This window comes from Streptomyces sp. CA-250714, assembly GCF_050936705.1.
Classification (GTDB): Bacteria; Actinomycetota; Actinomycetes; order Streptomycetales; family Streptomycetaceae; genus Streptomyces.
This window is the reverse complement of the sequence record NZ_JBNJMI010000001.1, coordinates 2,085,351-2,110,859: the sequence shown is the minus strand read 5'-3', so window position 1 is coordinate 2,110,859 and position 25,509 is coordinate 2,085,351. Positions and strand designations below refer to the sequence as shown.

At 71.8% G+C, this 25,509-nt stretch carries 23 protein-coding genes and 1 pseudogene; 19 read left to right on the top strand and 5 right to left on the bottom strand.

The window, feature by feature from the left end; all coding sequences use genetic code 11:
* Window positions 1-21 precede the first annotated feature (21 nt).
* The 4 genes and pseudogenes from ACQEU8_RS09285 (at window position 22) to ACQEU8_RS09270 (ending at window position 5,464) form a co-directional block, all read left to right on the top strand.
* Window positions 22-2,768 (top strand): annotated as a pseudogene (locus ACQEU8_RS09285) (GNAT family N-acetyltransferase).
* 71 nt (window positions 2,769-2,839) lie between these two features.
* Entirely contained in the window at window positions 2,840-3,439 is a 600-nt protein-coding gene (locus ACQEU8_RS09280) for a DUF5998 family protein (RefSeq protein ID WP_433098757.1), read from the top strand.
* A gap of 23 nt (window positions 3,440-3,462) precedes the next feature.
* The gene (locus ACQEU8_RS09275) at window positions 3,463-4,656 is read left to right on the top strand and encodes an alkaline phosphatase family protein (RefSeq protein ID WP_433102255.1); all 1,194 of its coding nucleotides are present in this window, start codon (window positions 3,463-3,465) and stop codon (window positions 4,654-4,656) included.
* Between the two features lie 91 nt (window positions 4,657-4,747).
* Window positions 4,748-5,464, top strand: coding sequence for a thymidine kinase (locus tag ACQEU8_RS09270; protein WP_433098755.1), 717 nt, complete (start codon window positions 4,748-4,750; stop codon window positions 5,462-5,464).
* On the opposite strand, the gene ACQEU8_RS09265 is transcribed toward ACQEU8_RS09270, so the two are convergent.
* Window positions 5,430-6,224 (bottom strand): VOC family protein, encoded by a 795-nt coding sequence (locus tag ACQEU8_RS09265; RefSeq protein ID WP_433098753.1) that lies wholly within the window; start codon window positions 6,222-6,224, stop codon window positions 5,430-5,432. The two genes, ACQEU8_RS09270 and ACQEU8_RS09265, sit on opposite strands and share 35 nt — an antisense overlap.
* Before the next feature lie 226 nt (window positions 6,225-6,450).
* Here ACQEU8_RS09265 and ACQEU8_RS09260 point away from each other — a divergent pair, with 226 nt between their 5' ends.
* Window positions 6,451-7,320 (top strand): sulfurtransferase, encoded by an 870-nt coding sequence (locus tag ACQEU8_RS09260; protein ID WP_433098751.1) that lies wholly within the window; start codon window positions 6,451-6,453, stop codon window positions 7,318-7,320.
* A gap of 109 nt (window positions 7,321-7,429) precedes the next feature.
* Here the strand turns inward: ACQEU8_RS09260 and sepH are convergent, their stop codons facing one another.
* Window positions 7,430-8,554 (bottom strand): septation protein SepH, encoded by a 1,125-nt coding sequence (gene sepH / locus ACQEU8_RS09255; protein ID WP_433098749.1) that lies wholly within the window; start codon window positions 8,552-8,554, stop codon window positions 7,430-7,432.
* A 460-nt stretch (window positions 8,555-9,014) separates the two neighbouring features.
* Between sepH and ACQEU8_RS09250 the strand changes: the two genes are divergently transcribed.
* Complete coding sequence (locus ACQEU8_RS09250) at window positions 9,015-10,214, top strand: hypothetical protein (RefSeq protein WP_433098747.1); 1,200 nt, start codon at window positions 9,015-9,017, stop codon at window positions 10,212-10,214.
* A 98-nt stretch (window positions 10,215-10,312) separates the two neighbouring features.
* On the opposite strand, the gene ACQEU8_RS09245 is transcribed toward ACQEU8_RS09250, so the two are convergent.
* Window positions 10,313-11,641, bottom strand: a complete 1,329-nt coding sequence (locus ACQEU8_RS09245; RefSeq protein ID WP_433102253.1) for a D-arabinono-1,4-lactone oxidase — start codon at window positions 11,639-11,641, stop codon at window positions 10,313-10,315.
* A gap of 226 nt (window positions 11,642-11,867) precedes the next feature.
* Between ACQEU8_RS09245 and ACQEU8_RS09240 the strand changes: the two genes are divergently transcribed.
* Entirely contained in the window at window positions 11,868-13,028 is a 1,161-nt protein-coding gene (locus ACQEU8_RS09240) for a ferrochelatase (protein WP_433098745.1), read from the top strand.
* A 78-nt stretch (window positions 13,029-13,106) separates the two neighbouring features.
* The gene (locus ACQEU8_RS09235; RefSeq protein WP_433098743.1) at window positions 13,107-13,940 is read left to right on the top strand and encodes an inositol monophosphatase family protein; all 834 of its coding nucleotides are present in this window, start codon (window positions 13,107-13,109) and stop codon (window positions 13,938-13,940) included.
* A 97-nt stretch (window positions 13,941-14,037) separates the two neighbouring features.
* Here the strand turns inward: ACQEU8_RS09235 and ACQEU8_RS09230 are convergent, their stop codons facing one another.
* The gene (locus tag ACQEU8_RS09230; RefSeq protein ID WP_181856676.1) at window positions 14,038-14,199 is read right to left on the bottom strand and encodes a hypothetical protein; all 162 of its coding nucleotides are present in this window, start codon (window positions 14,197-14,199) and stop codon (window positions 14,038-14,040) included.
* A 335-nt stretch (window positions 14,200-14,534) separates the two neighbouring features.
* Between ACQEU8_RS09230 and ACQEU8_RS09225 the strand changes: the two genes are divergently transcribed.
* The 4 genes from ACQEU8_RS09225 to ACQEU8_RS09210 all read left to right on the top strand — a co-directional run bounded on the left by ACQEU8_RS09225 (window position 14,535) and on the right by ACQEU8_RS09210 (window position 18,108).
* On the top strand, window positions 14,535-15,188 hold the full coding sequence (locus tag ACQEU8_RS09225; protein WP_433098741.1) for a response regulator transcription factor: 654 nt from the start codon (window positions 14,535-14,537) through the stop codon (window positions 15,186-15,188).
* A gap of 104 nt (window positions 15,189-15,292) precedes the next feature.
* Entirely contained in the window at window positions 15,293-16,516 is a 1,224-nt protein-coding gene (locus ACQEU8_RS09220; protein WP_433102251.1) for a sensor histidine kinase, read from the top strand.
* 458 nt (window positions 16,517-16,974) lie between these two features.
* Window positions 16,975-17,274, top strand: a complete 300-nt coding sequence (locus ACQEU8_RS09215; protein ID WP_016470291.1) for a DUF4193 domain-containing protein — start codon at window positions 16,975-16,977, stop codon at window positions 17,272-17,274.
* A gap of 96 nt (window positions 17,275-17,370) precedes the next feature.
* A complete protein-coding gene (locus tag ACQEU8_RS09210) occupies window positions 17,371-18,108 on the top strand; it encodes a hypothetical protein (RefSeq protein WP_433098738.1) in 738 nt (245 codons plus the stop codon).
* Between the two features lies 1 nt (window position 18,109).
* Here ACQEU8_RS09210 and ACQEU8_RS09205 read toward each other — a convergent pair whose 3' ends face one another.
* The gene (locus tag ACQEU8_RS09205; RefSeq protein ID WP_433098736.1) at window positions 18,110-18,577 is read right to left on the bottom strand and encodes a DUF3093 domain-containing protein; all 468 of its coding nucleotides are present in this window, start codon (window positions 18,575-18,577) and stop codon (window positions 18,110-18,112) included.
* A gap of 56 nt (window positions 18,578-18,633) precedes the next feature.
* Here ACQEU8_RS09205 and ACQEU8_RS09200 point away from each other — a divergent pair, with 56 nt between their 5' ends.
* The 7 genes from ACQEU8_RS09200 to ACQEU8_RS09170 all read left to right on the top strand — a co-directional run bounded on the left by ACQEU8_RS09200 (window position 18,634) and on the right by ACQEU8_RS09170 (window position 25,448).
* Window positions 18,634-19,227 (top strand): PaaI family thioesterase, encoded by a 594-nt coding sequence (locus tag ACQEU8_RS09200; protein WP_433098734.1) that lies wholly within the window; start codon window positions 18,634-18,636, stop codon window positions 19,225-19,227.
* A complete protein-coding gene (gene dut, locus ACQEU8_RS09195; protein ID WP_433098732.1) occupies window positions 19,224-19,796 on the top strand; it encodes a dUTP diphosphatase in 573 nt (190 codons plus the stop codon). The genes ACQEU8_RS09200 and dut overlap by 4 nt, the downstream gene beginning before the upstream one ends.
* A gap of 1 nt (window position 19,797) precedes the next feature.
* On the top strand, window positions 19,798-20,583 hold the full coding sequence (locus tag ACQEU8_RS09190; RefSeq protein ID WP_433098730.1) for a DUF3710 domain-containing protein: 786 nt from the start codon (window positions 19,798-19,800) through the stop codon (window positions 20,581-20,583).
* Window positions 20,584-20,779: 196 nt separating this feature from the next.
* Window positions 20,780-23,422 (top strand): ATP-binding protein, encoded by a 2,643-nt coding sequence (locus tag ACQEU8_RS09185; RefSeq protein WP_433098728.1) that lies wholly within the window; start codon window positions 20,780-20,782, stop codon window positions 23,420-23,422.
* A 31-nt stretch (window positions 23,423-23,453) separates the two neighbouring features.
* Window positions 23,454-24,140, top strand: coding sequence for a response regulator (locus ACQEU8_RS09180; protein ID WP_433098726.1), 687 nt, complete (start codon window positions 23,454-23,456; stop codon window positions 24,138-24,140).
* 174 nt (window positions 24,141-24,314) lie between these two features.
* The gene (locus ACQEU8_RS09175; RefSeq protein WP_433098724.1) at window positions 24,315-24,719 is read left to right on the top strand and encodes an OB-fold nucleic acid binding domain-containing protein; all 405 of its coding nucleotides are present in this window, start codon (window positions 24,315-24,317) and stop codon (window positions 24,717-24,719) included.
* Between the two features lie 3 nt (window positions 24,720-24,722).
* Window positions 24,723-25,448 (top strand): DUF3159 domain-containing protein, encoded by a 726-nt coding sequence (locus ACQEU8_RS09170; protein ID WP_433098722.1) that lies wholly within the window; start codon window positions 24,723-24,725, stop codon window positions 25,446-25,448.
* Window positions 25,449-25,509: the final 61 nt, after the last annotated feature.

The following is a 25,509-nucleotide window of genomic DNA, read 5'->3' as shown; positions in this document are numbered from 1 at the left end:
CCTCCGCCGTACGCTGGCCCCATGCCGAGCCCCGAGGAGCGCGCCTATCCGGCCCACTGGGAAGCGGACATCGTGCTGCGCGACGGCGGTACGGCCCGGGTCCGGCCGATCACCCCCGACGACGCGGAGCGGCTGGTCAGCTTCTACGAGCAGGTGTCCGACGAGTCGAAGTACTACCGCTTCTTCGCGCCCTACCCCCGGCTGTCCGACCGCGATGTGCGCCGCTTCACGCACCACGACTACGTCGACCGTGTCGGCCTGGCGGCGACCATCGGTGGCGAGTTCATCGCGACCGTCCGCTACGACCGCATCGACCACCTCGGCCGCCCCGCCAGTGAGCCCGCCGACGAGGCCGAGGTCGCCTTCCTGGTCCGCGACGACCAGCAGGGCAGGGGAGTGGCCTCCGCGCTCCTCGAACACATCGGTGCCGTGGCCAGGGAGCGCGGCATCCGCCGCTTCGCCGCCGAGGTGCTTCCCGCCAACACCAAGATGATCAAGGTGTTCACGGATGCCGGATACTCCCAGAAGCGCAGCTTCGAGGACGGCTCCGTGCACCTCACCCTCGACCTGGAGCCCACCGAGCGCTCGCTGGCCGTCATGCGGGCCCGGGAACAGCGTGCCGAGGCCCGCTCCGTCGCCCGCCTGCTGGCCCCCGGCTCCGTCGCCGTCGTCGGCGCCAGCCGCAGCCCCGGCGGCGCCGGGCGTGCCGTACTGGGCAGCCTGCGCACCGCGGGTTTCCCGGGGCCGCTCTACGCCGTCAACCACGCGCTGGACCCCGCTGCGTCGCCGACCCTGGCCGGGGTGCCCGGGTACCGGTCGGTGCGGGAGATCCCGGAGCGCGTCGATCTGGCCGTGCTCGCCGTCCCCGCCGACCAGCTGCACGCCGTCGTCGGCGACTGCGGTGAGGGGGCCGTGCGGGGCCTGGTCGTCCTCTCCGAGGGGGTCGGCCGGGACGAGCAGCGCGAACTGGTCCGCCTCGCCCGGTCCTACGGCATGCGGCTGATCGGTCCCGGAGCCCTCGGCCTGATCAACACCGGCGAGGACGTACGGCTCAACACCACCCCCTCGCTGCGGATGCCCGCGCGCGGCAGAATCGGCGTCTTCACTCAGTCCGGCGCCATCGGCATCGCCCTGCTCGACGGGCTCGACCGGCGCGGCATCGGCCCCTCCTCCTTCGTCTCCGCGGGCAATCGCGCCGACGTCTCAGGGAACGACCTGCTCCAGCACTGGGACGAGGACGCGGCGACCGACGTCGTGCTGATGTACCTGGAGTCCATCGGCAACCCGCGCAAATTCACCCGGCTCGCCCGGCGTACCGCGGCCCGCAAGCCGGTGGTCGTCGTCAAGGGCGCCCGGCAGCGCGGCAGCGCACCCCCACCGGGCCACGCCGCGCCGGCGGCCCGCACCCCCGACGCCACCGTCTACGCGCTGCTGCGCCAGGCGGGCGTACTGATGGTGGACACCTTCACCGAGCTGCTGGACACCGGCGTACTCCTGTCCGAACAGCCGCCACCCGCGGGCCCGCACGTCGGCATCCTCGGCAACACCGACGCGATGAGCCTGTTGACCTACGACGCCTGCCTCACCGACGGACTGCGCCCCCGCCCCGTCGTGGCACTGCCCAGCTCGGCCGGGCCCGGCGACTTCGGCAGGGCGCTGCGGGAGGCGCTCACCGACGCGGCCACCGACGCCGTGCTGGTCACCGTCATCCCCTCCGTCCCAGCGGAGCTGCCGGGCGGCACCGGCACGGCCGGGGCCGAGACCCCGCCCGACGGCCATGTCGAGGCCCTCGCCGACGCACTGCGGGAAGCGGTCGAGGCCGTCGCCGCCGCCGAGGGCGGTCCGCGCAAGCCCGTGGCGGTCGTCCACCTGGCGATGGAGGGCTTGCAGAAGGCGCTCGCCAGGCGCGGGCTGCCGTCCTACCCGACGCCCGAGCGGGCCGCCCGGGCCCTGGCCGAGGCGGTGCGCTACGCCCGGTGGCGCGCGGAAGCCGGAGAGCCGGGCAAGGTGCCCGACCTCGACGTCGACGAGTCCGCCGCAGCCGAGCTGCTGGCCCACGCGACCCCTGCCACCCCGAGCGCGGCCGGGCCCTCACCGATGAGGAGGCGGCCCGGCTGCTGCACAGCTACGGGATCGCCGTCCAGCCCACGCTGCCCGCCCCCGACGCCGACTCGGCGGTCGAGGCGGCCCGCACCCTCGGCTTCCCCGTCGCGCTCAAGACCACGGCGCCCCATCTGCGGCACCGCGCCGACCTGGGCGGGGTGCGGCTGGACATCGCGGGCGAGGCGGGGCTGCGCCGCGCCTACGGGGAGCTGACCGAAGCGCTCGGTGCCCCTGAGGAGCTGCGCCCTGTCGTGCAGGCGATGGCTCCGCGCGGCGTGGGCACGGTCGTGCGGGGCACGCTCGACCCGGCCATCGGCGCCGTCCTGTCCTTCGGTCTCGCGGGCCCGCCCTCCGAACTGCTGGGTGATACGGCACACCGGCTGGTGCCCGTCACCGACAAGGAGGCCGCCGGGCTGGTCAGGGCGATCCGCTCGGCGCCGCTGCTGTTCGGCTGGCGCGGGGCCGAGCCCTCGGACACCGCGGCGCTGGAAGAGGTGCTGCTGCGGGTCTCGCTGCTGATGGACGATCACCCGCAGGTGGTCGCCGTCGAGCTCGACCCGGTGGTGGTGGCACCCCGGGGTGTGACAGTGCTGAGCGCCGCCGTCCGGGTCGCGGACCCCGGATACCGCCCCGACCTGGGCGCCCGTAGGCTCCCGGCGTACTGACGGAGCACCGGGGGCGTACCAGGGGGAGCGGGCCGGGGCTGTGCCGCCGTACGGCCCTTAGGATGGCTGTCATGGCGAAGACCGGTACGACGACGCAGGGTCTGCGTGAGGCGATCGAGCGCAGCGGCTACTACCCGGCCCTCGTAGCCGAGGCTGTCGAGGCAGCGGTGGGTGGGGAGCCGGTGGCTTCGTACCTCGTGCATCAAGAGACGACGTTCGACTCCAACGAGGTCCGTCGCCACGTCACGGTCCTGGTGCTCACCCGCACCCGCTTCCTCGTCAGCCACACCGACGAGCAGGCGGCGGACGGCACCTCGCCCTCCCCGTACGCCACCACGTCCACCGAGTCGGTGAAGCTGGAGCGGATTTCCTCGGTCGTGCTCTCCCGGGTGGTGGCCAACCCGGAGTCCTACACTCCCGGCACCCTGCCCCGCGAGGTCGTCCTCACCATCGGCTGGGGCGCCGTCTCCCGCCTCGACATCGAGCCCGCCACCTGCGGAGACCCCAACTGCGAGGCGGACCACGGCTATACGGGCTCCGCCACCGCAGACGATCTCTCGCTGCGGGTCAGCGAGGCCGGTGACGGCCCGGACACCGTCCGTCAGACCCTCGCCTTCGCGCAGGCGCTGTCCGAGGCCACCGCCGGCACCCGGGTCGGACCCTCGCAGTGACCGCTGAGAACATCCCGCACCCGCTGCAGACCGCCCCGCACGACGGGGCTGTGCTGGACGCACCGCTCGACCCGCGCACCGCACCCGTTCCGCGCTACGGCTCCGGCTCCCTGGCCGATCTGCTGCCCTCCCTCGCCGCCGGACTCGGCGTCCCCGGCATGCGGACCGGGCTGGTCCTCCCGCCCGCCGACCGCGTCTGCGTCTTCCTGGTGGACGGCATGGGCTGGGAAGCGCTCAAGGCCCACCCCGACGAGGCGCCGTTCCTCACGTCGCTGCTACCGAGCTCCACCGCCGGCACGGGCGAGCCGATCACCTCCGGCTTCCCCTCCACCACGGCCACCTCGCTGGCTTCCGTCGGCACCGGCCGCGTCCCGGGCGAGCACGGACTGCCCGGCTACACCGCGCTGGACCCGGCCACCGGCCGGCTGATGAACCAGCTGCGCTGGCAGCCCTGGACCGAGCCGCACGTGTGGCAGCCGTACCCCACCGTCTTCCAGCAGGCCGAGGCCGCCGGAGTGGCCACCTGCCAGGTGACGGCACCGCACTTCGAACACACCCCGCTCACCAAGATCGCTCTGTCCGGCGGCACCTTCCTCGGCCGGCTCTCCGCCGAGGACCGTATGGACCTCGCGGCCGAACGCCTCGCCGCCGCGGGCCGCGCCCTCGTGTACACGTACTACGCGGAGCTGGACGGCAACGGCCACCGCTACGGCATGGACTCGGACGCCTGGCGCGGCCAGCTGATGTACGTCGACCGGCTCGCACAGCGCCTGGCCGAGCAGCTGCCGCCGCGCTCCGCGCTCTACATCACCGCGGACCACGGCATGGTCGACATCCCCGAAAACCCCGAGGCCCGGATCGACTTCGACGAGGACTGGGAGCTGAGCGCCGGCGTCGCCCAGCTGGGCGGCGAGGGCCGGATGCGGCACGTCTACGCGGTTCCCGGCGCGACGGGCGACGTGCACGCCGTCTGGCGCGAGGTGCTGGCCGAGCAGGCGTGGGTGGCGACCCGCGAAGAGGCCGTCGATCTGGGCTGGTTCGGCCCGGGCGTGGAGCCGCGGGTACGCGGCAGGCTCGGTGACGTGATCGCCGCGATGCGCGACGACATCGCCGTCGTGGCCACCCGGCGCGAGCCCAAGGAGTCCGAACTGATCGGGATGCACGGTTCGGCGACCGCGGCCGAACAGCTCGTTCCGCTGCTGGAGGTCCGCACCTGACGCTCCGCGTCCACGTCCCGTACGCGCGCCCCGGCGTTCCGTACGCGCTCCCCAACCCGAGGAACCGCACCGAGAAAGGCCCGAACCTCCCATGCCAGAGCTGGTGTTCTTCTCCGGAACGATGGACTGCGGAAAGAGCACGCTGGCGCTCCAGATCGAGCACAACCGCTCGGCGCGCGGTCTCCAGGGGATGATCTTCACCCGGGACGACCGCGCGGGTGCCGGCAAGCTCTCCTCCCGGCTCGGCCTGGTCGCCGAGGCCGTCGAAGTGGCCGAGGACCTCAACTTCCAGCAGCACCTGGTACGCCATCTGACCGCCGGGGGCCGCACCGACTACGTGATCGTGGACGAGGCGCAGTTCCTGGCGCCCGAGCAGGTCGAGCAGCTCGCCCGCGTCGTGGACGACCTGGGCATCGACGTCTACGCGTTCGGCATCGCCACCGACTTCCGTACCCGCCTCTTCCCCGGTTCCCAGCGGCTGATGGAGCTGGCCGACCGGCTGGAGACCCTCCAGGTCGAGGCGCTGTGCTGGTGCGGTGCCCGTGCCACCCACAACGCGCGCACCGTCGGCGGCCGGATGGTGGTCGAAGGCGCGCAGGTGGTCGTGGGGGACGTCGGCGAACCCAGCGGCCAGGTCGGCTACGAAGTGCTGTGCAGGCGCCACCACCGCAGGCGGCTCACAGCGGCCTCGGCGGGCGCCGGCGCGCTCTCGCCCGATGTTCTCCCGGTGGACGAACCCACCACGGCGCCGAAGGTGCCGCCGCGGCGCGGACTCAGCGATCCGCTGCGACGGGCCGAATCACACTGAAGTGCGCACTTTCCGGGTCCGCGAGCGTCACCAGCCGCCCGTACGGTGAGTCGTCGGGGCCGCGCACCACCAGGCCCCCCAGCTCCTCGGCGCGGCGCGCCATCCCGTCCGGGTCCTCCACCGCGAAGTACGTACGCCAGTGCGGCCCCCGGTCGCGCGGCAGCGCGTCTCCGACGCCGTGGATTCCGGCCACCGGTTCGCCGTCGACGCAGAGTGTCAGATAGTCGAAGCCGGGCGCCTCGATGCTCTCCGCGTCGTAACCGAACACCGCCTGGTAGAACTTGACCACCGTGCTCGCCTCCCGGGTGACGAGCTCGAACCAGACCGGAGCCCCCAACATCCCCCGCGGCGCCGTCCCCAGGGCCGGAAGGTGCATGTCCTGCCACAGTCCGAACGGTGCACCGTGCGGATCGGCGACGATGGCCATCCGCCCGGCCGACTCCGCGTCCAGCGGACCCACCGCGACCGTGCCGCCGTACGAACGGACGGCGGACGCCGTCTCGTCGGCGTCGTCGGTCGCCAGATACGGCAGCCACGCGGTCGGCAACTGCCTGCCGCTCGCCTTCTTCCCCAGCCCCGCCACCTCGTGTCCACCCGCGACCGCGCGCACATACGGGCCCAGCTGCTGGGGCCCGGCACGGAACTCCCAGCCGAACAGGCCCTGGTAGAACTCCTTGCCGACATCCAGCCCGTGCACCATCAGACTCGCCCATGCGGGCGCGCCAGGCGTGTGCCGTAGCCGAGTCGCTGCCTCGGTCATCTGCTTCGCTCCTTGACCATCATCGATGCGGTCGTGCGGGTGGAAGTGCCCCGGCGTCCTTGCCGCGACTCCATGACTACTCGCCAGTGCAGATGCTGTCACCACCTGTCGTGCCGCGCTCCCCGGCCGCGCCGCTTTTTGCCGCTTCCAGACGGAGAATCCCCGATCCGTGTGCCGTCACAGGACCGCGGGGTCGGCGAGCGGAAGGCTGCGCGAAGATGGCGCCATGACAGCCATCATCTCCGTACCGGCGCTCGCGAGCGACCTCGCAGCCGGAGCCGCACCCGTGCTGCTCGACGTGCGCTACAAGCCGGGCGACCCCCCGGGCCTGCCCGCGTACCAGAAGGGCCACCTGCCCGGCGCCGTCTACATCGATCTGGAGAGCGAGCTCGCCGCACCCCCCGGGGAGGGCACCGGCCGCCACCCGCTGCCCGGGCTGGACATCTTCGGCGCGGCCATGCGCCGTGCGGGTGTGTCCGCTGACCGGCCCGTCGTCGTCTACGACGCGGGCGGCCTCGGCGGCGGCTGGGCCGCGGCCCGCTGCTGGTGGCTGCTCCGCTGGGCGGGCCATCCCGATGTCCGGGTGCTGGACGGCGGCCTGGAGGCGTGGCAGAGCTACCGCGATCCGGAAGGCGGGGGAGCGCTGCCGGTCAGCACCGAGACCCCCGATCCGGTGCCCGGCGACTTCACCCCCTCGCCGGGCGGACTTCCCACCCTGGACGCGGACGAGGCCGCCGCACTGGCCCGGCGCGGGGTGCTGCTGGACGCGCGCGCCGCGGAGCGCTACCGGGGTGAGGTCGAGCCCATCGACCCGGTCGCCGGGCACATTCCGGGCGCCGTCTCCGCGCCCACCACGGAGAACCTCACCGACGCAGGCACCTTCCGCTCCGCGAGTGCCCTCGCGGAGCGGTTCGAGGCCCTCGGCGTCGGCCCCGACACCGAGGTCGGTGTCTACTGCGGTTCCGGCGTCTCCGCCGCCCAGGAGGTGCTCGCCCTCCACCTCGCCGGCCTCGACGCGGCCCTCTACGTCGGCTCCTGGAGCGAGTGGACCGCCGACCCCGGCCGCCCGGTGGCCACCGGCCCCGAACGCGGCTGAACCCGTCCCCGCGAGGGGGAGCGCGAGGGGGCGAACGGACCGGCAGGTCCATTCGCCCCCTCACAAAAGTCCGCCGCGACAGCGCCGGCCCTCACGCTCGGCTGCTCGGCTACTCCTTCTTACGGCGGGTGCCGAAGACGATCTCGTCCCAGCTGGGCACGGCGGCGCGCCGCCCCGGGCGGACGCCGTCGGCCTCGGCCTGCCGGTCCGTGTTGCCCTTGAGCCGGTCCCGATGGGCGCCCACCGACCGCGGCATCAGCACATCGGCGTACGCCGATCCGGCACTCGCGGCGGGGGCGGGCGGCTCCACGGCCTCCTGCTCCTCCTCGCGCTCCCGCTCGCTTTCGGCAGTCTCGGCCGCCGCCGTCTCGGCGGAGGCGGCCGTCTCACCGTCCTCGTCCGCGACGGAGGGCTTCGGCTCGGGCACGACCAGGTCGCCCCGGAAGCTGGGCACCGCCTCCAGCAGGCTGGTCAGCGAGTCGGGGGTGCCGCTGCCGTCCTCGGCACCGGGCGGCGGCTGGTCGTCCTCGTCGCCCGGCGCGGGCGCCGGCCCGGCGGGCTCCAACTCGTGCCGGCCGGAGCCGGAGCGCTCGCTCCGGTCCGTACGCTCCCGCGGCAGCCGGGCGATCCGGGGCACGAACGGGAAGCTGGGCTCCGGGGTGTCGTCGGTCTCGCCGATGAGCGCCCTGGCCTCGTCGTCCACCGCCTGCACCAGTCGGCGCGGCGGGTCGTAGGTCCAGGTCGCCGAGTGCGGCTGGGCCGCGACGCGGTAGGCGAGCAGCACTTCCCAGGTGCCGTCGTCGCGTCGCCAGGAGTCCCAGTGCACGGAGTCCTTGTCGGCGCCGCGCAGCAGCAGCCGCTCGGCGACGGCCTCACCGAGCTGCGGCCCGACGTTCTCGCCGGGGCGGCGTACGGGAGTCTTGCGGGCGCGCTCGGCCATGAACGCGCGCTCGGCGAGCACGGGGCCCTCGAAGCGGCGTACCCGGTCGACGGGGATGCCCGCGAGTGACGCGACCTCCTCAGCGGAGGCACCGGCTCGTATCCGGGCCTGGATGTCGCGAGGCCGCAGGTGGCTCTCCACCTCGATCTCGATCTGGCCCAGCCGCGCCCGGTCGTTCCGGACGGCGGCGCGCAGCCGCTCGTCGATCGGAAGCGTGTATTCCGTGCTGTCGGCAGCTTTGAGCACCAGTCGTGTGCCGTCGTTGCTGACGGCCACGACACGCAGTTCGGGCATGGGGACCTCCCGGGTGGTGCCTGCCGACGTCACGTGCGTCGCTGCTCCCGCTAGACGAGTGTGGCCTGCCCGGGTGCAGCCTGCCACAACCTTGCCGACTTCCTCGGGGTCCGAGGCTGTTTCCAGATCGTTGTTCGAATCCTATGGAACTGCCCAGAACCGCCGCTATGGCACGGTTACCTCCTCACAACGCACAGTGACCGAGGTGGTCACCGTGTGCAGCCAGCGCCGGGTCAGAACCGAGACCAGGGCTCGTCACACTACTCCATTAGGGCCACCCGGGTGGACCGCCGCGCCACCGAAGTTGCTCCGGAGTAAGGGAGTTGACGCCCCAAGAGTCCATTTGGCCTGGATACGGGGGTGGGAAGCGTCACAGAACCACCCTAAATGGAACCTTTGCCTTCCCTCGAAAGTCCCCTATTCGTGCACAGTGGTTGGAGTGTGCGATCAAGGGCGGTAGATGGACAAGAGCGACAAGCGATCGATATCCAGCAATGAATCCGAAAAGCAGGAAGAGAGCAAGAGTGCCAAGAAGCCGGATCTGAGCGTGGCCCAGGTGCTGGGCAGCGCGGTCGCCGCGGTGATCGCCGCGTTCGCGGCAGGGCAGCTCGGGGTGTACGGCACCTTCCTCGGCGCCGGTGTCGTGAGCCTCGTCGCCACCAGCGGCGGTCCGATCTTCCAGCACTTCTTCAGCAAGACCGGCGAGCAGCTCAAGGAAGTCACCGTTCCGCCCAAGGCGCGGCAGGCCCCGGTGCGGGACCCCGCCGCGGGCTGGAAGGACGACGACGGCCGGCACACCGGCCAGGCCGTCCACAACGCCGAGGCGCTGCACGGCAACCGAGCCGCTGCCACCCAACTGCTTCCCACCACCTCATGGGGCAGGGAGACCGAGAACGGCACGCAAGGCAGCTCCGAAGGCGCGGATGCCACCCAGGTGCTGCGTACCTCGGGCGCCACCCAGGCGCTGCGGAGCGAAGACGCGACGCGGATGCTGCGCCGCGACGACGCGACCCGGGTGCTGGGCACCGTCAAGCGGCCCGCGGGCGCGCCCGGCGCCGAGGAACGTGCCGGGGCACGAGCCGAGGAACCGCCGGGGAACGGGGAGTTCACCGAGGCCACCACTCATGGCACCAAGTGGCGCGGCTGGCGGCGCACGCTGCTGCCCGCCGTCGTGGTGTTCGTGATCGCGATCGGCGGCGTCACGCTGTACGAGGCGATCTCGGGCCACAGCGTGTCCGGCGGGAAGGGCACCTCCATCAGCGGCGTCTTCCGGCCGGGCCACGGTTCCTCCACCGGCGGCTCGCCTGACGCGCCTCCCGCCACCCCGGATCCGGACACCTCGGAGAACGGCGGCAGCCCGACCCCCACTCCGGAGGGCTCCCAGCAGTCCACCGATCCGAGTGACCGGAACAGCGGCGAGAGCGGCCGGACCGACTCCGGCGACAACGGAGGCAAGACGACGCCGACGCCCGCCCCGTCCCGCTCCCAGTCGAGCGGAACGGGCGACACCGGCAGCGGTGACACCGACACCGGGGACACCAGCGGCTCGGACAGCCAGCAGGGCGGCCAGGACGGGACCGGCTCGGGGGAGACCGGTGGCGCGGGCAGCGGCTCCCAGCTCCCACAGGGGCAGCAGCCCGGGCTCAGCTCGCAGGGCTAGCCCGCTTCCGGAGCCGTACCGCCGGGGCCGTGCCGCCAGGCCGTATCGCCGGGCCGTGCCGTGCATCCGAGCGGGTGCGCGGCACGGCCCGTGCGCGGTCAGTCGCCCAGTACGCGCCGCAGATAGTCGTTGCCGAAGACCCGGTCCGGGTCCAGGCGGTCGCGCAGTGCCGTGAACTCACCGAACCGCGGATACACCCCCGCGAGGTACTCCGCGTCCCTGCTGTGCAGCTTCCCCCAGTGCGGGCGCCCGGCGTGCGCCGTCATGATCCGCTCGACCGCGCTGAAGTAGGCCTCGTGGGGCGTGCCCCGGTACAGGTGCACCGCCACGTACGCCGTCTCACGACCGCTCGCCGTCGACAGCGGTATGTCGTCCGCGGGCGCCGTGCGCACCTCGACGGGGAAGCTCACCCGGAAGTTGGACCGCTCCACCAGCGTCTTCAGCTCCCGCAGCGCCTCCACCAGCGCGGCCCGCGGTATCGCGTACTCCATCTCCACGAAGCGCACCCTGCGCGGGCTGGTGAAGACCTTGTACGGGATGTCGGTGTAGCTGCGTGCCGACAGGGCGCGGCTGGAGATACGGGCGACGCCCGGAACGGCGCCGGGTACGGCCTTGCCGAGCGCACAGGCGGCCTGGAAGACGCCGTTGGACAGCAACTCGTCGTCGACCCAGCCGCGCACCCGGGGGAGCGGTGCCGCGGGGCCCGCGCTGCGGTTGTTGCGCTTGGTGTTGCAGCTGTTGGTGTGCGGAAACCAGTAGAACTCGAAGTGTTCGTTCTCGGCCACCAGTTGATCGAATTCATCGACGACCCGGTCGAAGGGCATCGGCTCCTCGCGGGCCGTCAGCAGAAACTCCGGCTCCACCGCGAAGGTGATCTCGGTGACTATGCCCAGCGCCCCGAGTCCGAGCCGGGCCGCCGCGAAGAGCGCCCGCTCCTCCTCCGTACCCTCCGCCGAGCAGCGCCGCACGGAGCCGTCGGCCAGTACCAGCTCCAGCTCCCGGATCTGTGCGGCCACCGAGGCCGAGTCGCGGCCGGTGCCGTGGGTACCGGTGCTCACGGCGCCGGAGACGGTCTGCTCCATGATGTCGCCCATGTTCGTCAGCGACAGGCCCCGCGCCGCCAGCGCGACGTTCAGCTCCTTCAGCGGGGTGCCCGCCGCGACGGTGACCGTGCCCGCGGCCCGGTCCACGGCGCGTATTCCGGTCAGCCGTTCGGGGCGTATCAGCACCCCGTCCGTGACAGCGGCGGCCGTGAACGAGTGACCGGTGCCCGCGGCCTTCACCCGCAGTCCGTCGGCGGCCGCGCGGCGCACCACCTCGGCGAGGGCCTCCGTGGTGGAGGGCGAGACCGTGCGCTGCGGCGCGGCGGTCACATTGCCCGCCCAGTTGCGCCATGTCGCCGCCCGGCTGTTCGTCGTCGACCGCATGCCGCCTGACCGCACGCTCATCCGTGACCGTCCCCTCTCGCCGCGGCGCCGGCCGAGGGCTCGCCCTGCGGTGGCCGAGGTGTGGCATCACGGCCGCCGGCGCCCCCCGCTCCAGCGGACCCCCACCAGTTGGAGAGGGATCATACTCACGGGTGTCACCCGGAGACCCCAGAGTTCGCGCCGAGGGCGGCGACTGCTCGGGAGCACCGGATGGCAGGATCGAGACATGTCCGATGTGCTGCCCACCGAGCCTCCCGGCCCCGGCCCCGGCTCCTCTCCGGCCCCCTACGACGCGCTCCTGCTGCTCTCCTTCGGCGGCCCCGAAGGGATGGACGACGTCGTCCCGTTCCTCCAGAACGTCACCCGGGGACGAGGTATCCCCACCGAACGGCTCGAAGAGGTGGGCCGGCACTACTACCTCTTCGACGGGGTCAGCCCGATCAACGAGCAGAACCGGACGCTGCTGGACCGGCTCCGCGAGGACTTCGCCGCACACGGCCTCGATCTGCCCGTCTACTGGGGCAACCGCAACTGGACGCCCTACCTCACCGACACCCTGCGCGAGATGGCCCGCGACGGACACCAGCGGGTGCTCGTACTGGCCACCAGCGCGTACGCGTCGTACTCGGGCTGCCGTCAGTACCGCGAGAACCTCGCCGAGTCGCTGGCGACGCTGCGCGAGGAGGGGCTGCGTCCGCCGAGAGTGGACAAGCTGCGGCACTACTTCAACCATCCAGGCTTCATCGAGCCGGTGGTCGACGGCGTACTCGACTGCCTGAAGGACCTGCCCGCCGAGGTACGCGCCGGCGCCCACCTCGCTTTCACCACCCACTCCATCCCCACCGCCGCCGCCGACACCTCCGGCCCCGTCGAGGTACACGGCAACGGTGGCGCATACGTGGCACAGCACCGCGACGTCGCCGCGCTGATCACCGAGGCGGTCCGGGAGCGCACCGGTACGCAGCACCCCTGGAGCCTCGTCTACCAGTCGCGCAGCGGCCCTCCTTCGGTGCCCTGGCTGGAGCCGGACATCTGCGACCACCTGGAGGAGCTGCACGGGAAGGGGGTGCCAGGTGTGGTGCTGGTGCCGGTCGGCTTCGTCTCGGACCATATGGAGGTCCGCTACGACCTGGACACCGAAGCCATGGCCAAGGCGTCCGAGTTGGGCCTGCCCGCGCGCCGCTCGCCCACCGTCGGCGCCGATCCGCGGTTCGCCGCCGCCGTACGGGAACTGGTGCTGGAGCGGGCCGCCACCGAGCGGGGCGAGGCACCCACCCGGTGTGCGCTGGGCGCGCTGGGCCCGAGCCACGACGTGTGCCCGGTCGGCTGCTGCCCGGCGCGAACCCCGAAACCGGCCGCCGCCGGCGCCGACGCGCCCGCCCTCTGAGGCCGTGCGCGCCTCGGCGGCCCCCGCCCCTTGCGGGCATCCACCCTGCGACATACGTACGACTGGAGCAGCGACAAAGTGACTGACACCCCGCAGTCCGCACCCGAGCGTGCCGACGACGCGCTCAAGGCCGAACTGCTCACCCTCGCCCAGGAGGCAGCGGTCCGCGCGGGCGCCCTCCTGCGCGACGGCCGCCCCGCCGACCTGGGCGTCGCCGCGACCAAGACCAGCCCCATCGACGTCGTCACCGAGATGGACCTGGCCTCCGAGAAGCTGATCACCGGCTTTCTGACCGAGCACCGCCCGCACGACGGCTTCCTCGGCGAAGAGGGCGCCAGCAGCGACGGCACCTCCGGCGTCCGCTGGGTGATCGACCCGGTGGACGGCACCGTCAACTATCTGTACGGACGCCCCGACTGGGCCGTCTCCATCGCCGCCGAGTACCACGGTGAGCGCGTCGTGGGCGTGGTGGCGGCACCGGTACGCGGGGAGACCTGGCACGCGGTCAGCGGGCAGGGCGCCTATCTGGACGGGCACCGGCTGCGCTGCCGCCCGTCGCCGCCGCTGGACCAGGCACTGATCGGCACCGGCTTCGGCTACATCACCGAGCGGCGGGTGGCCCAGGCGGCCGTCGCCCAGGAACTCCTGCCGCGGGTGCGCGACATCCGCCGTGGCGGGTCGGCCGCCATCGACCTGTGCGAGGTCGGCACCGGACGGCTCGACGGCTTCTACGAGCGCGGCCTCAACCCCTGGGACCTCGCCGCGGGGGAGCTCGTCGCCCGTGAGGCCGGCGCGCTGACGGGCGGCCGCCTGGGCCGCCCCGCCGACGGTGACCTCACCATTGCCGCCTCCCCGGGCGTCTTCGAGGTCCTCCAGCCGCTGCTGGAGAGGGTGGGCGCCTGGCACGACTAGCCGGCGAGCGGGCGCCCCGGCGACCCGGCGACCCGGCGACAAAAAGGTGCGGCCCCCGGAGAGGGGGCCGCACCATTGATGAGAGTGAAGTGCGCCGTCAGGCGACCTGTACGCCGTGTTCGGCAGCGAGGCGGTGGAGGTCTTCCAGTTCCGACTGCTCGACGTCCACGAGGAAGTCGTCGCCCGATTCACGTGCGCGGTGCAGGTCGGACTCGGTGGTCCGTATACGCTGCAAGATGCCTGCGGTGAATGCGTCCATGGTGTGCCCCCTCGTCGCGGGTCGGTGGCACGGGGAGTGCCGAGGGTTTGTGGTGCTTCCCCGATCACGGCGTGGTCCCCGGGCTTGCGTCAGCGGTGCGTCGTGGCACGCTGCGCACAGGGCGTGATCGCGGTTGGTTCTCAGGTACTCCCCAACCGGAACCTCAGAGAAACCTCAAACGCTCTGAAAAAGTGCCAGGGTCCCGTGCGGGAGTCCGTCCCCAGTCTCTCACCTCGGCTCTTACCGCCGATTTACCGGGGTCCGAGGCACGATGGAGAGCACGATCCCCCTTTGTGTCCAGGGATCCTCATCCGTATCCAGGGAAGGACAGCGCCGTGCGCGTACTCGTCGTCGAGGACGAGCAGTTGCTCGCCGATGCCGTGGCGACGGGCCTCCGCAGAGAGGCCATGGCCGTCGATGTGGTCTACGACGGTGCGGCAGCGCTGGAGCGCATCGACATCAACGACTACGACGTCGTCGTGCTCGACCGCGACCTGCCGGTGGTGCACGGCGACGACGTCTGCCGTCGGATCGTCGAGCTCGGCCTGCCCACCCGGGTGCTGATGCTCACCGCCTCCGGGGACGTCAGCGACCGGGTGGAGGGCCTGGAGCTGGGCGCCGACGACTATCTGCCCAAGCCCTTCGCCTTCTCCGAGCTGACGGCCCGGGTGCGCGCGCTGGGCCGGCGTACGACCACTGCCCTGCCGCCCGTGCTGGAGCGTGCCGGGATCCGGCTGGACCCGGGCCGCCGCGAGGTCTTCCGGGACGGCCGGGAGATCCAGCTGGCGCCCAAGGAGTTCGCCGTGCTGGAGGTGCTGATGCGCGGGGAGGGCACCGTCGTCTCCGCCGAGCAGCTGCTGGAGAAGGCGTGGGACGAGAACACCGACCCGTTCACCAATGTGGTGCGGGTGACGGTGATGACACTGCGCCGCAAGCTTGGTGAGCCGCCGGTGATCGTCACCGTGCCCGGCGCGGGGTACCGGATCTGACGTCGATGGCTTCCTCCACCTCCCCCACCGGGGCCGGCCCGGGCGCCGGCAGCAGCGCGGGCAACGGCCCGAGCAGCAGCCGAGGCGGCGCCAACGGCGGCCAGATGCCCCCCGCGCCGCCCAAGCCGAACTGGGACCCGCGCGAGACGCCCCGCTCCTCACCCTGGCTGCGGCCCACCATCCGGATAAGGCTCACGCTGCTGTACGGCGGCATGTTCCTGATCGCGGGCATGCTGCTGCTGACGATCATCTATCTGCTGGCCGCGCAGGCCCTGGACGACGCCAGCCAGCTGCCGTTCCGCATCCTCAACGGGAACGCCCAGCCCACCTCGGACCGCTGTCCTGGGCTGACCGGGACGCTGCCCAGCGATGTGTTCATGCAGCGGCTGTCGGCGTGTGCGGAGGCGCAGCGCAGGATGGCGCTGGACGGGCTGCTGCGCCGCTCCCTGCTGGCACTGCTCGGACTGGCGGTGGCCGCGTTCGCCTTCGGCTATGTGATGGCGGGCCGCGTGCTGTCGCCGCTGGGCCGCATCACCCGCACCGCGCGCCAGGTGGCCGGTTCCGATCTGCACAAGCGGATCGAGCTGGAGGGCCCGGACGACGAGCTGAAGGAGCTGTCGGACACCTTCGACGAGATGCTGGACCGCCTGGAGCGTGCCTTCACAGCGCAGCAGCGCTTCGTGGGCAACGCCTCGCACGAGCTGCGCACCCCGCTGGCGATCAACCGCACGCTGCTCGAGGTGCAGCTCGCCGACCCGGACGCCTCGCCGGAGCTCCAGCAGCTGGCCAAGACCCTGCTGGCCACCAACGAGCGCAGCGAGCAGCTCGTGGAGGGTCTGCTGCTGCTCGCCCGGAGCGAGAACGAGCTGGTGGACCGCAAGCCGGTGGACCTGGCCGAGGTGGCCTCGCAGGCCGTCGAGCAGTCGCGTGGCGAGGCCGAAACCAAGGGTGTCGAGTTGCGCGGAGTACGCCAGCCCACATATGTGCAGGGCAACGGGGTACTCCTGGAGCGCGTCGCACTGAACCTGGTGCAGAATGCCGTGCGCTACAACCTGCGTGAGGGTGGATGGGTCTCGGTGAGTACGGAGGCCCAGCCGGGGCAGGCGGTGCTGGTCGTGGAGAACACCGGGCCCGTCGTCCCTGCCTACGAAGTGGACAACCTCTTCGAGCCGTTCCGGCGTCTGCGCACGGAGCGGACGGGCAGTGACAAGGGAGTCGGGCTCGGGTTGTCGATCGTGCGCTCGGTGGCGCGGGCGCACGGCGGCGCGGTCTCCGCCGTGCCGCGCGAGGACGGCGGCCTGGTGATGCGGGTGACGCTGCCGCTGTGAGAGCCACAGCGGTCGGCGGCCCCGGCGATGTGACAGACGTGGGAGGTGACGAAAAGTGACCAGAAATGGCTCGACGTAGCCGGGATGCCGTTCGCTATATGCGGAATTGACGGCCTTCTCGCCGGTTACGGCCGGGCTGTGATCGATCACACACGCGATTCTTCAGGTGGGGGCACAGCGTGGCGGTCAGGTGGGAAGAAATCCCGGAAACGCCAGGTTTCCGCAGGTGGAAATCGTGGGCAGTACCGGGGATGGCGTGTGCGGAGCGCTACCGGGGACCGTTTATGGTCCTCCTCGACAACCGACATGATCACCTCTTCAGGGGTCCGGTTGGGTGTCGATTGAGTAACAGACCTTGATGTGAGGCAAAATCTCCGCCTCAGGCCGGGCACAAGTCCGGCCTCTCACGCGTTACGTGCGCTGGAGACACCACAGACACCCAGAGGGGGAGAGCGACAATGGCTACGGATTACGACACTCCACGCAAGACCGACGACGACGTCAACGAAGACAGCATCGAGGAGCTGAAGGCCCGGCGGAACGACAAGTCCGCGTCCAATGTCGACGTGGACGAGTTCGAGCAGGCCGAGGGCCTCGAGCTGCCCGGCGCCGATCTCTCCAACGAAGAGCTGTCCGTGCGGGTGCTGCCCCGCCAGGCGGACGAGTTCACCTGCATGAGCTGCTTCCTGGTGCACCACCGCTCCCAGCTCGCAGCGGAGAAGAACGGTCAGCCGATCTGCCGCGACTGCGCGGCCTGAGAACGGTCCGACTGCGTGGCGGTCGAAGGCGCACGTGACGACGGGCGAGGCCCTCATGACCGGTCGGCCTCGCTCGTCCGGTACGAGGGCGGACTCATGCCGTACGAAAGCGGCCCAGAGCCGTACGAGGGCGGTGCCGCACCGTCCGCACTGCCCGGGAGCGGCCCGCACGAGCCCGGGAGCGACCAGCGCGGCAAGGGCTTGTGGCGCACACGGGGGCGCCGCGCCCAGGCCTTTCTGCGCACAGTCACCGAGCGCATCATCGAGACCGCGCCGCGCGTGCCGGTGCGGGATCTGGAGACCCTCCGCACACAGTTCCCGGGGCTGAGCACCGAGGAGCTGGCGGACAAGCTGGTCGCCGGAGCCACCAAGGGCTCGGCGGCCGTGGGGGCCGGCGTCGGCGCGGCGGCCATGCTGCCGGTGCCACCCGCGATGCCCGCCGAGCTGGCGGCCGAGATCGTCGGTGTCGCCGCTGTCGAGCTGAAACTGATCGCCGAGCTGCACGAGGTCTACGGCCGCCGCGCGCCCGGCAACGCCCGCGAACGGGCCACCGCCTACCTGGGGGCCTGGGCCTCCGAGCGGGGCATAGAGCTCACCCGGCCCGCCACCCTGAGCGTGGCCATGGGAGGGGAACTCCGCAGCCGGCTGCGGCAGCAGATCATGAAGCGCACGCTGCGCAATCTGCCGAACCTCACACCGTTCCTGATCGGCGCCGCGGTCGGCGCCTTCACCAACCGCCAGGACACCGCGAAGCTCGCCGAACGCATCCGCGCCGATCTGCGCGGCACAGCGGACGAACTGCCCGGCACCTCGCATCAGCTGCCCGGCGCCTGAGCTACGAAGCGGACGTCTCCCGGGCCGCGCGCAGCGCCGCCGCCAGTTCCTCCGGGTGCCGGGTGGAGACGTACACGTACGGCGTCGGGTCCTCGGGGTCGGTCACCTCGATCCGCACCGCAGTGGGGATGTAGCCGCGCAGCACCATGTGCGCACGGGTGTCCGCCTTGTAGGTACGCCAGGCGCGCGCCTCCTCGGCATCCAGCGGCTCGGCCTCGCCCAGCGCCGACACCGGGATCCGGGCGTCGCCGGCGACCAGCGAGTCGGCTACCACACGCACCCGCACACTGCCGTACGTGCTCACGCACACGGCCGCCAGCGCGGCGCCGGCCACCAGCCCGCACAGCAGCGGCAGCGGGCCGAAGGGGAACAGCACCAGTGCGCAGGCCACCCCGATGCCGGCGGCGATCAGCCACCAGGAACGGGGAGCTGTCAGACGTTCGTCGTAGGGCGGGGCCGCGGGAACCATGTGTCCAGCTTGGCACGGCGCCATCGGCCGCTCGTACGACGGTAAGGTCTGCACCCGTGAGTGCAGTCGATCCACCCAAGACCTCCCTGGTGCCGCCGCCCGACGCCGTCCCGCCGGTACGCCACCCCGAGGCCCCCGCGCCCGGCGAGCCGCTGGGCGCCCATTACGACATGTGCTTCGGTTGCGGCGGAGGACAGCCGCACGGGCTGCACTTGGTCGCGCGGGCCGGGGAAGGTGTCAGCGTCACCGCCGAGTTCACCGTCAGGCCCGCCCACCAGGGCGCTCCCGGACTCGCCCACGGCGGACTGCTGACCAGCGCGCTGGACGAGACGCTGGGCTCGCTCAGCTGGCTGATGCATGTGATCGCCGTGACGGGGCGGCTGGAGACCGACTTCCTGCGGCCCGTGCCCGTGGACGCGCTGCTGCACCTGGAGGCCCACGCCACCGCCGTGCACGGGCGCAAGATCTACGCCACGGCAACCGGCAGGATCGGCGGCCCCGACGGGCCGGTGGCGGTGCGCGCCGACGCCGTCTTCATAGAGGTGAAGGTCGAGCACTTCATCGACAACGGCCGCCAGGAGGAGATCCAGGCGGCCATGGCGGACCCCGACCAGATCAGGCGCGCACGTGCCTTCGAGGTGAACCCATGAGCGACAGCGTCGAGATCCTGCTGCGGCGTACGGACCCGGAGGTGCCGGTCCCCTCCTACCAGCACCCCGGGGACGCCGGGTGCGATCTGGTGACCACCGAGAGTGTGGAGTTGGCACCCGGAGAACGGGCCGTACTGCCGACCGGTATCTCCCTCGCCCTGCCCGACGGCTACGCCGCGTTCGTCCACCCGCGTTCGGGCCTCGCGGCCCGCTGCGGCGTCTCGCTGGTGAATGCACCGGGAACGGTGGATGCCGGGTACCGTGGTGAGATCAAGGTGATTGTGGCCAATCTGGATCCGCGCGAGGCTGTGCGGTTCGAGCGGTTCGACCGTATCGCCCAACTCGTCGTCCAGCAGGTGGAGAAGGTGCGTTTCCGCGAGGTTGAGGAGCTGCCCGGCTCGGTACGTGCCACGGGCGGGTTCGGCTCCACGGGTGGCCACGCGGCAGGCCGCCCGGACCGGCAGCCGGCCTCTGCCGACGAGCCGGGTGTCGCCCGGCAGACAGCCGCACAGCAGAAGGATTACGTTGCGGTCGGTGCCGATCGAGCTTCCGACCTGAGAGGACAGTGACGTGTTCGGACGTCGTCGCAAGAAGAGCGAAAAGCCTGAGGGCACCTCGGACGAGTTCGAGACGGAACAGGACGGCCAGGACGAGCCGCAGGACGGCGTGGAAGCCGAAGCCGACAGCGCCGAGACCCGTATCAAGCTGCCCCCGGCGCCCCGCCCGGACGGCCCCTGGGACATCGAAGAGGTCACCGAGCCCAGCTCCGGCCGGGTCGACCTCGGCGGTCTCTTCGTACCCGGCGTCGAGGGCATGGAGCTGCGGGTCGAGGTCGCCGGTGACGCGATCGTCGCGGCGACCGTCGTACTCCAGGACAGCGCCGTCCAGCTCCAGGCGTTCGCCGCGCCCAAGCGCGAGGGCATCTGGGACGAGGTGCGCGAGGAGATCGCCTCCGGGATCACCCAGCAGGGCGGCGTCATCGACGAGGTCGACGGTCCGCTGGGCTGGGAGCTGCGGGCTCAGGTGCCGGTGCAGCTGCCCGACGGTACGGGCGGCGTGCAGGTCGTACGGTTCGTCGGTGTCGACGGCCCGCGGTGGTTCCTGCGCGGTGTGATCTCCGGCCAGGGCGCGGTGCAGCCGCAGGCGGCCGGGGTGCTGGAGCAGATCTTCCGGGACACGGTCGTGGTGCGCGGCGACGGGCCGATGGCACCGCGCGACCCGATCGTCCTGAAGCTGCCGGAGGACGCGCAGATGGTGCCGGACGGCGTGCAGCAGGAGACGGTCGAGGAGGGTTCCCGCTTCGCGGGCGGCCTGGACAAGCTGCAGCGCGGACCGGAGATCACCGAGGTTCGCTGACACACGTGCCGAGTAGGCCGGGCCCCGCCGGGGCCCGGCCTTCGTGCGTACCGGCTTCCCCGTGGGCGCACCGTGGGGGCATGGTGTCCGCTGGGAGGGCCGGAATCCGGCCGGTGGCCGTGATCCATACGGAACCCTGACGGCCTGCGAGGTCCTCGTCTGCGGGTTCGGGTGGGGAAGCGGTGACAATGGGGGCATGTCGTCTGGAGAGCGGTCGCGGCGGGGCCGGCTGCGGGTCTTCCTCGGCGCTGCACCCGGAGTCGGCAAGACGTACGCCGTACTGTCCGAGGCGCACCGCCGGGTGGAGCGTGGCACCGACCTGGTGGTCGGTTTCGTGGAGCACCACGACCGGCCGCGAACCGAGGTGCTGCTGCACGGGCTGGAGCAGGTGCCGCGCCGCGAGATCACCTACCGTGGTGCGCTGCTCACCGAGATGGACACGGACGCGGTGCTGGCGCGCCGCCCGGCCGTGGCCGTCGTGGACGAACTGGCGCACACCAACGTGCCGGGCTCCCGGAACGAGAAGCGCTGGCAGGACGTCGAGGAGCTGCTGGCAGCGGGGATCGACGTCGTCTCCACGGTCAACATCCAGCACCTGGAGTCGCTCGGTGACGTGGTGGAGTCGATCACCGGCGTACGGCAGCGGGAGACCGTGCCGGACGAGGTGGTGCGGCGCGCCGACCAGATCGAGCTGGTCGACATGTCGCCTCAGGCGCTGCGCCGCCGGATGGCGCACGGCAACATCTACGCGCCGGACAAGGTCGACGCCGCGCTCTCCAACTACTTCCGGCCCGGCAATCTGACGGCGCTGCGCGAGCTGGCACTGCTGTGGACGGCCGACCGGGTCGACGAGTACCTCCAGCAGTACCGCTCCGAGCACCGGATACGTTCCACCTGGCAGGCCCGCGAACGCATCGTCGTCGGCCTCACCGGCGGGCCCGAGGGCCGCACCCTCATCCGCCGCGCTTCCCGGATGGCGGCCAAGGGCTCGGGCAGCGAGATCCTGGCCGTCCACATCTCCCGCGCCGACGGCCTCACCTCCGGGTCACCCCAGGAGCTGGCCGTCCAGCGCACCCTCGTGGAGGACCTGGGCGGCACCTACCACCACGTCCTCGGGGACGACATCCCGCAGTCCCTGCTGGAGTTCGCGCGGGGCGTCAACGCGACCCAGATCGTGCTCGGTTCCTCGCGCCGCAAGGCGTGGCAGTACGTCTTCGGTCCGGGGGTCGGCGCCACCGTCGCGCGGGACTCGGGCCCGGACCTGGACGTGCACATCGTCACCCACGACGAAGTCGCCAAGGGGCGCGGGCTGCCCGGGGCGCGGGCGGCGCGTCTTGGCACGACGCGGGTCGTCGCCGGATGGCTGACCGCGTTCGGCGCACCGGCGCTGCTGACGTTCCTGATGCTCGCCTTCGACCCGGGCATCGGCTTCGCCAACGACGTACTGCTCTTCCTGGTGCTCACCGTCGCCGCCGGGCTGGTGGGCGGGCTGCTGCCCGCGCTGGCCTCGGCCGCGGTGTGCTCGGCGCTGCTCAACTACTTCTTCACCGAACCCGTCCGCACCTGGACCATCAGCGACCCCCGCAACGTCGTCTCGCTCGCCGTGTTCTTCGGCGTCGCTGTCGCCGTCGCCTCCGTGGTGGACCTGGCGGCCCGGCGCACCCAGCAGGCGGCCAGGCTGCGCGCCGAGTCGGAGATCCTCTCGGCCCTGGCGGGCAGCGTGCTGCGCGGCGAGGCACAGCACGGCAGCGGCAGCCCCGGACCCGGGCCCCTGGACGCGCTGCTGGAGCTGGTGCGGGAGACCTTCGCCATGGACAGCGTCGCGCTGCTGGAGCGGGCCGACGAGCGGGCCGCCTGGACCTGTGTGGGCAGCGCCGGCAGCACCGAGTCCGGCAAGCGCCCGGCCGCCCCCGAGGACGGTGAGACGGACATGCCCGTCGGGGACAACATGATGCTGGTGCTCTCCGGGCGGGTGCTGCCCGCCGAGGACCGCAGGGTGCTGGCCGCCTTCGCCGCACAGGCCGCCGGGGTGCTGGACCGGCAGCGCCTGCTGGGCGAGGCCGAGCAGGCACGCGAACTGGCCGAGGGCAACCGCATCCGCACCGCCCTGCTGGCCGCCGTCTCGCACGATCTGCGCACCCCGCTGGCCGCCATCAAGGCGTCCGTCTCCTCGCTGCGCTCCGACGACGTGGAGTGGTCGGCGGAGGACGAGGCGGAGCTGCTGGGCGCCATCGAGGAAGGCGCGGACAAACTCGACAACCTCGTCGGCAATCTGCTCGACATGTCCCGGCTCCAGACCGGCACCGTCAAGCCCCACATCAAGGACATAAGCCTGGAGGAGGTCGTGCCCAAGGCGCTCGGCGGAGTGCCCGAGGGCAGCGTCCGGCTGGCCGTCGCCGAGGCGCTGCCGCTGGTCGCGGTCGACCCCGGGCTGCTGGAGCGCACCGTCGCCAATCTGGTGGAGAACGCGGTCAAGTACAGCCCCGAGGGCAAGAAGGTACTGGTGAAGGCGAGTGCGCTGGCCGACCGGGTGGAGGTCAGGGTCACCGACCGCGGACCCGGGGTGCCCGACAGCGACAAGGACCGCATCTTCGAGCCCTTCCAGCGGTACGGCGACGCCCCTGGCGGTGCCGGTGTCGGGCTGGGCCTCGCCGTCGCCCGCGGCTTCGCCGAGGCGATGGGCGGCACCCTGGAGGCCGAGGACACCCCGGGCGGCGGGATGACCATGGTGCTCACCCTGCGTGCGGCGCACGGGCGCGGGCCCGTACGCCACCGGCCGCCCGAACGGACCGGCGCACCGCTGCAGCCCCAGCCGCAACCGCAGCGCTCCGGCGCCTGAGCGGCCACAACCGAATCGAGAGGAAGCAAGCATGCACCGGGTGCTCGTGGTCGACGACGAACCGCAGATCGTCCGCGCCCTCGTGATCAATCTCAAGGCCCGCAAGTACGAGGTGGACGCCGCGCACGACGGCGCGACCGCGCTGCGCATGGCCGCCGACCGGCACCCCGACGCCGTCGTCCTGGACCTGGGCCTGCCCGACATGGACGGCGTCGACGTCATCCGCGGTATCCGCGGCTGGACCCGGGTGCCGATCCTCGTGCTCTCCGCACGGCAGACCTCGGACGAGAAGGTGGAGGCCCTGGACGCCGGGGCCGACGACTACGTCACCAAGCCGTTCGGCATGGACGAGCTGCTGGCCCGGCTGCGCGCCGCCGTGCGGCGTGCCGAGCCGCCGGCCGGGATGCCGGACGGCGCCGGCGTCATCGAGACCGAGACCTTCACCGTGGACCTGGCCGCGAAGAAGGTGCGCCGCGACGGCGGAGACGTGCGGCTCACCCCCACCGAGTGGCACCTGCTGGAGGTGCTGGTCCGCAGCCCCGGCCGGCTGGTGAGTCAGAAGCAGCTGCTGAAGGAGGTCTGGGGCCCCTCGTACGGCACCGAGACCAACTACCTCCGCGTCTACATGGCCCAGCTCCGCCGCAAACTGGAAGCCGACCCCTCGCATCCCCGGCACTTCGTGACGGAAGCGGGGATGGGATATCGGTTCGAGAAGTGACCTGGCTCCGGCCGGGGGCCCGGGGGTTGTCCCCCGGGTGGACACAGCGTGACGGAAGCGGGGATGGGGTATCGGTTCGAGAAGTGACGGCTCCGGGCGGGGCTCTTCCGGGTGGGGGACCGAGGTGCGACGGCCGGAGGCAACGGGGTGGCGTCCGGCGGTACCCTGGCGGTTATGACTGGCGCCACCCGAGAACAGCGGGGCACGGGAAGCGGGCGGTTCCGACGGTTCCTGGAACGGCTCTCCTCCTCCGAAGAGGACCTGCGCTCGGCCGAGCTGCGCGAGGAAGCCGAGGACACGGGCTGTGCCCGTATCTCCGAATGCGGCGACCGCGAGATGGTGCGGGTAACCGGTACGCTGCGCACCGTGACGCTACGGCCACGTGCCGGGGTCCCCACCCTGGAGGCCGAGCTGTTCGACGGGTCGGCCTCGCTGGACGTCGTCTGGCTGGGCCGCCGCTCCATCGCGGGGATCGAGCCGGGCCGCAAGCTGATCGCCTGGGGACGGATCACCGTCAACCACGGCCGTCCCGTGATGTTCAACCCCAAATACGAGCTGCGACCCCTCGGACAGGAGTAGCGGGTGACCTCTCCCGACAAGCAGACCGAAGCGGAGGCTCCGGACGGGCAGCAGGCCGACGACGCCGGATCGCAGGCCGTGACGGAAGCGGCACTGTTCGAGGCGTTCGGCGGCGTGCGTGGCCTGGTCGAGACGACCGCGCCCGGCCTGGTGTTCATCGCGATGTACACGATGACCCAGGACATCCACCTCCCCGCCATCACCGCGCTGGTGATCTCCGGCGTGCTGGTCGTCTTCCGGCTGCTGCGCAAGGACACCGTCAAGCACGCGTTCAGCGGGATCTTCGGCGTCGGCTTCGGTGTGCTCTTCGCGATGATGACGGGCAACGCCAAGGACTTCTATCTGCCGGGCATGCTCTACACGCTCGGCTTGGCGCTCGCCTACATCGTCACCTCGCTGGCGGGTGTCCCGCTGCTCGGACTGGTGCTCGGGCCGGTGTTCAAGGAGAACCTGTCCTGGCGCAAGCGCAACCCGGGCCGTAAGAAGGCGTACACCAAGGCCAGTTACGCCTGGGGTTTCATCCTGCTCGGCAAGTCGGCCGTGCTCTTCCCGCTCTACTTCTGGGGTGACACCACGCAGTTCGGCTGGGTGACCGTCATTCTGAAGATCCCTCCGTTCCTGCTGGCGGTCTATCTCACCTGGATCTTCCTGGCGAAGGCGCCGCCGCCGATCAACGTCATCGCGGAGATGGAGGCCGAGGAGCGGGCCGCCAAGGCCACCAGCTCCTGAGGCCGTATGTGGTTGCCACGGCAAGCAGCCACGGTGGGGAGTGTCCGGCTGCTCTGTGACG

Coding starts and splice junctions, on each gene's coding strand:
- ACQEU8_RS09270 (WP_433098755.1), top strand. CDS start 4,748: ATGCCAGAGCTGGTGTTCTTCTCCGGAACGATGGACTGCGGAAAGAGC.
- ACQEU8_RS09230 (WP_181856676.1), bottom strand. CDS start 14,199: ATGGACGCATTCACCGCAGGCATCTTGCAGCGTATACGGACCACCGAG.
- ACQEU8_RS09210 (WP_433098738.1), top strand. CDS start 17,371: ATGCCGTACGAAAGCGGCCCAGAGCCGTACGAGGGCGGTGCCGCACCG.
- ACQEU8_RS09260 (WP_433098751.1), top strand. CDS start 6,451: ATGACAGCCATCATCTCCGTACCGGCGCTCGCGAGCGACCTCGCAGCC.
- ACQEU8_RS09250 (WP_433098747.1), top strand. CDS start 9,015: ATGGACAAGAGCGACAAGCGATCGATATCCAGCAATGAATCCGAAAAG.
- ACQEU8_RS09175 (WP_433098724.1), top strand. CDS start 24,315: ATGACTGGCGCCACCCGAGAACAGCGGGGCACGGGAAGCGGGCGGTTC.
- ACQEU8_RS09180 (WP_433098726.1), top strand. CDS start 23,454: ATGCACCGGGTGCTCGTGGTCGACGACGAACCGCAGATCGTCCGCGCC.
- ACQEU8_RS09240 (WP_433098745.1), top strand. CDS start 11,868: ATGTCCGATGTGCTGCCCACCGAGCCTCCCGGCCCCGGCCCCGGCTCC.
- dut (WP_433098732.1), top strand. CDS start 19,224: ATGAGCGACAGCGTCGAGATCCTGCTGCGGCGTACGGACCCGGAGGTG.
- ACQEU8_RS09185 (WP_433098728.1), top strand. CDS start 20,780: ATGTCGTCTGGAGAGCGGTCGCGGCGGGGCCGGCTGCGGGTCTTCCTC.
- ACQEU8_RS09280 (WP_433098757.1), top strand. CDS start 2,840: ATGGCGAAGACCGGTACGACGACGCAGGGTCTGCGTGAGGCGATCGAG.
- ACQEU8_RS09265 (WP_433098753.1), bottom strand. CDS start 6,224: ATGACCGAGGCAGCGACTCGGCTACGGCACACGCCTGGCGCGCCCGCA.
- ACQEU8_RS09215 (WP_016470291.1), top strand. CDS start 16,975: ATGGCTACGGATTACGACACTCCACGCAAGACCGACGACGACGTCAAC.
- sepH (WP_433098749.1), bottom strand. CDS start 8,554: ATGCCCGAACTGCGTGTCGTGGCCGTCAGCAACGACGGCACACGACTG.
- ACQEU8_RS09220 (WP_433102251.1), top strand. CDS start 15,293: ATGCCCCCCGCGCCGCCCAAGCCGAACTGGGACCCGCGCGAGACGCCC.
- ACQEU8_RS09245 (WP_433102253.1), bottom strand. CDS start 11,641: ATGCGGTCGACGACGAACAGCCGGGCGGCGACATGGCGCAACTGGGCG.
- ACQEU8_RS09205 (WP_433098736.1), bottom strand. CDS start 18,577: ATGGTTCCCGCGGCCCCGCCCTACGACGAACGTCTGACAGCTCCCCGT.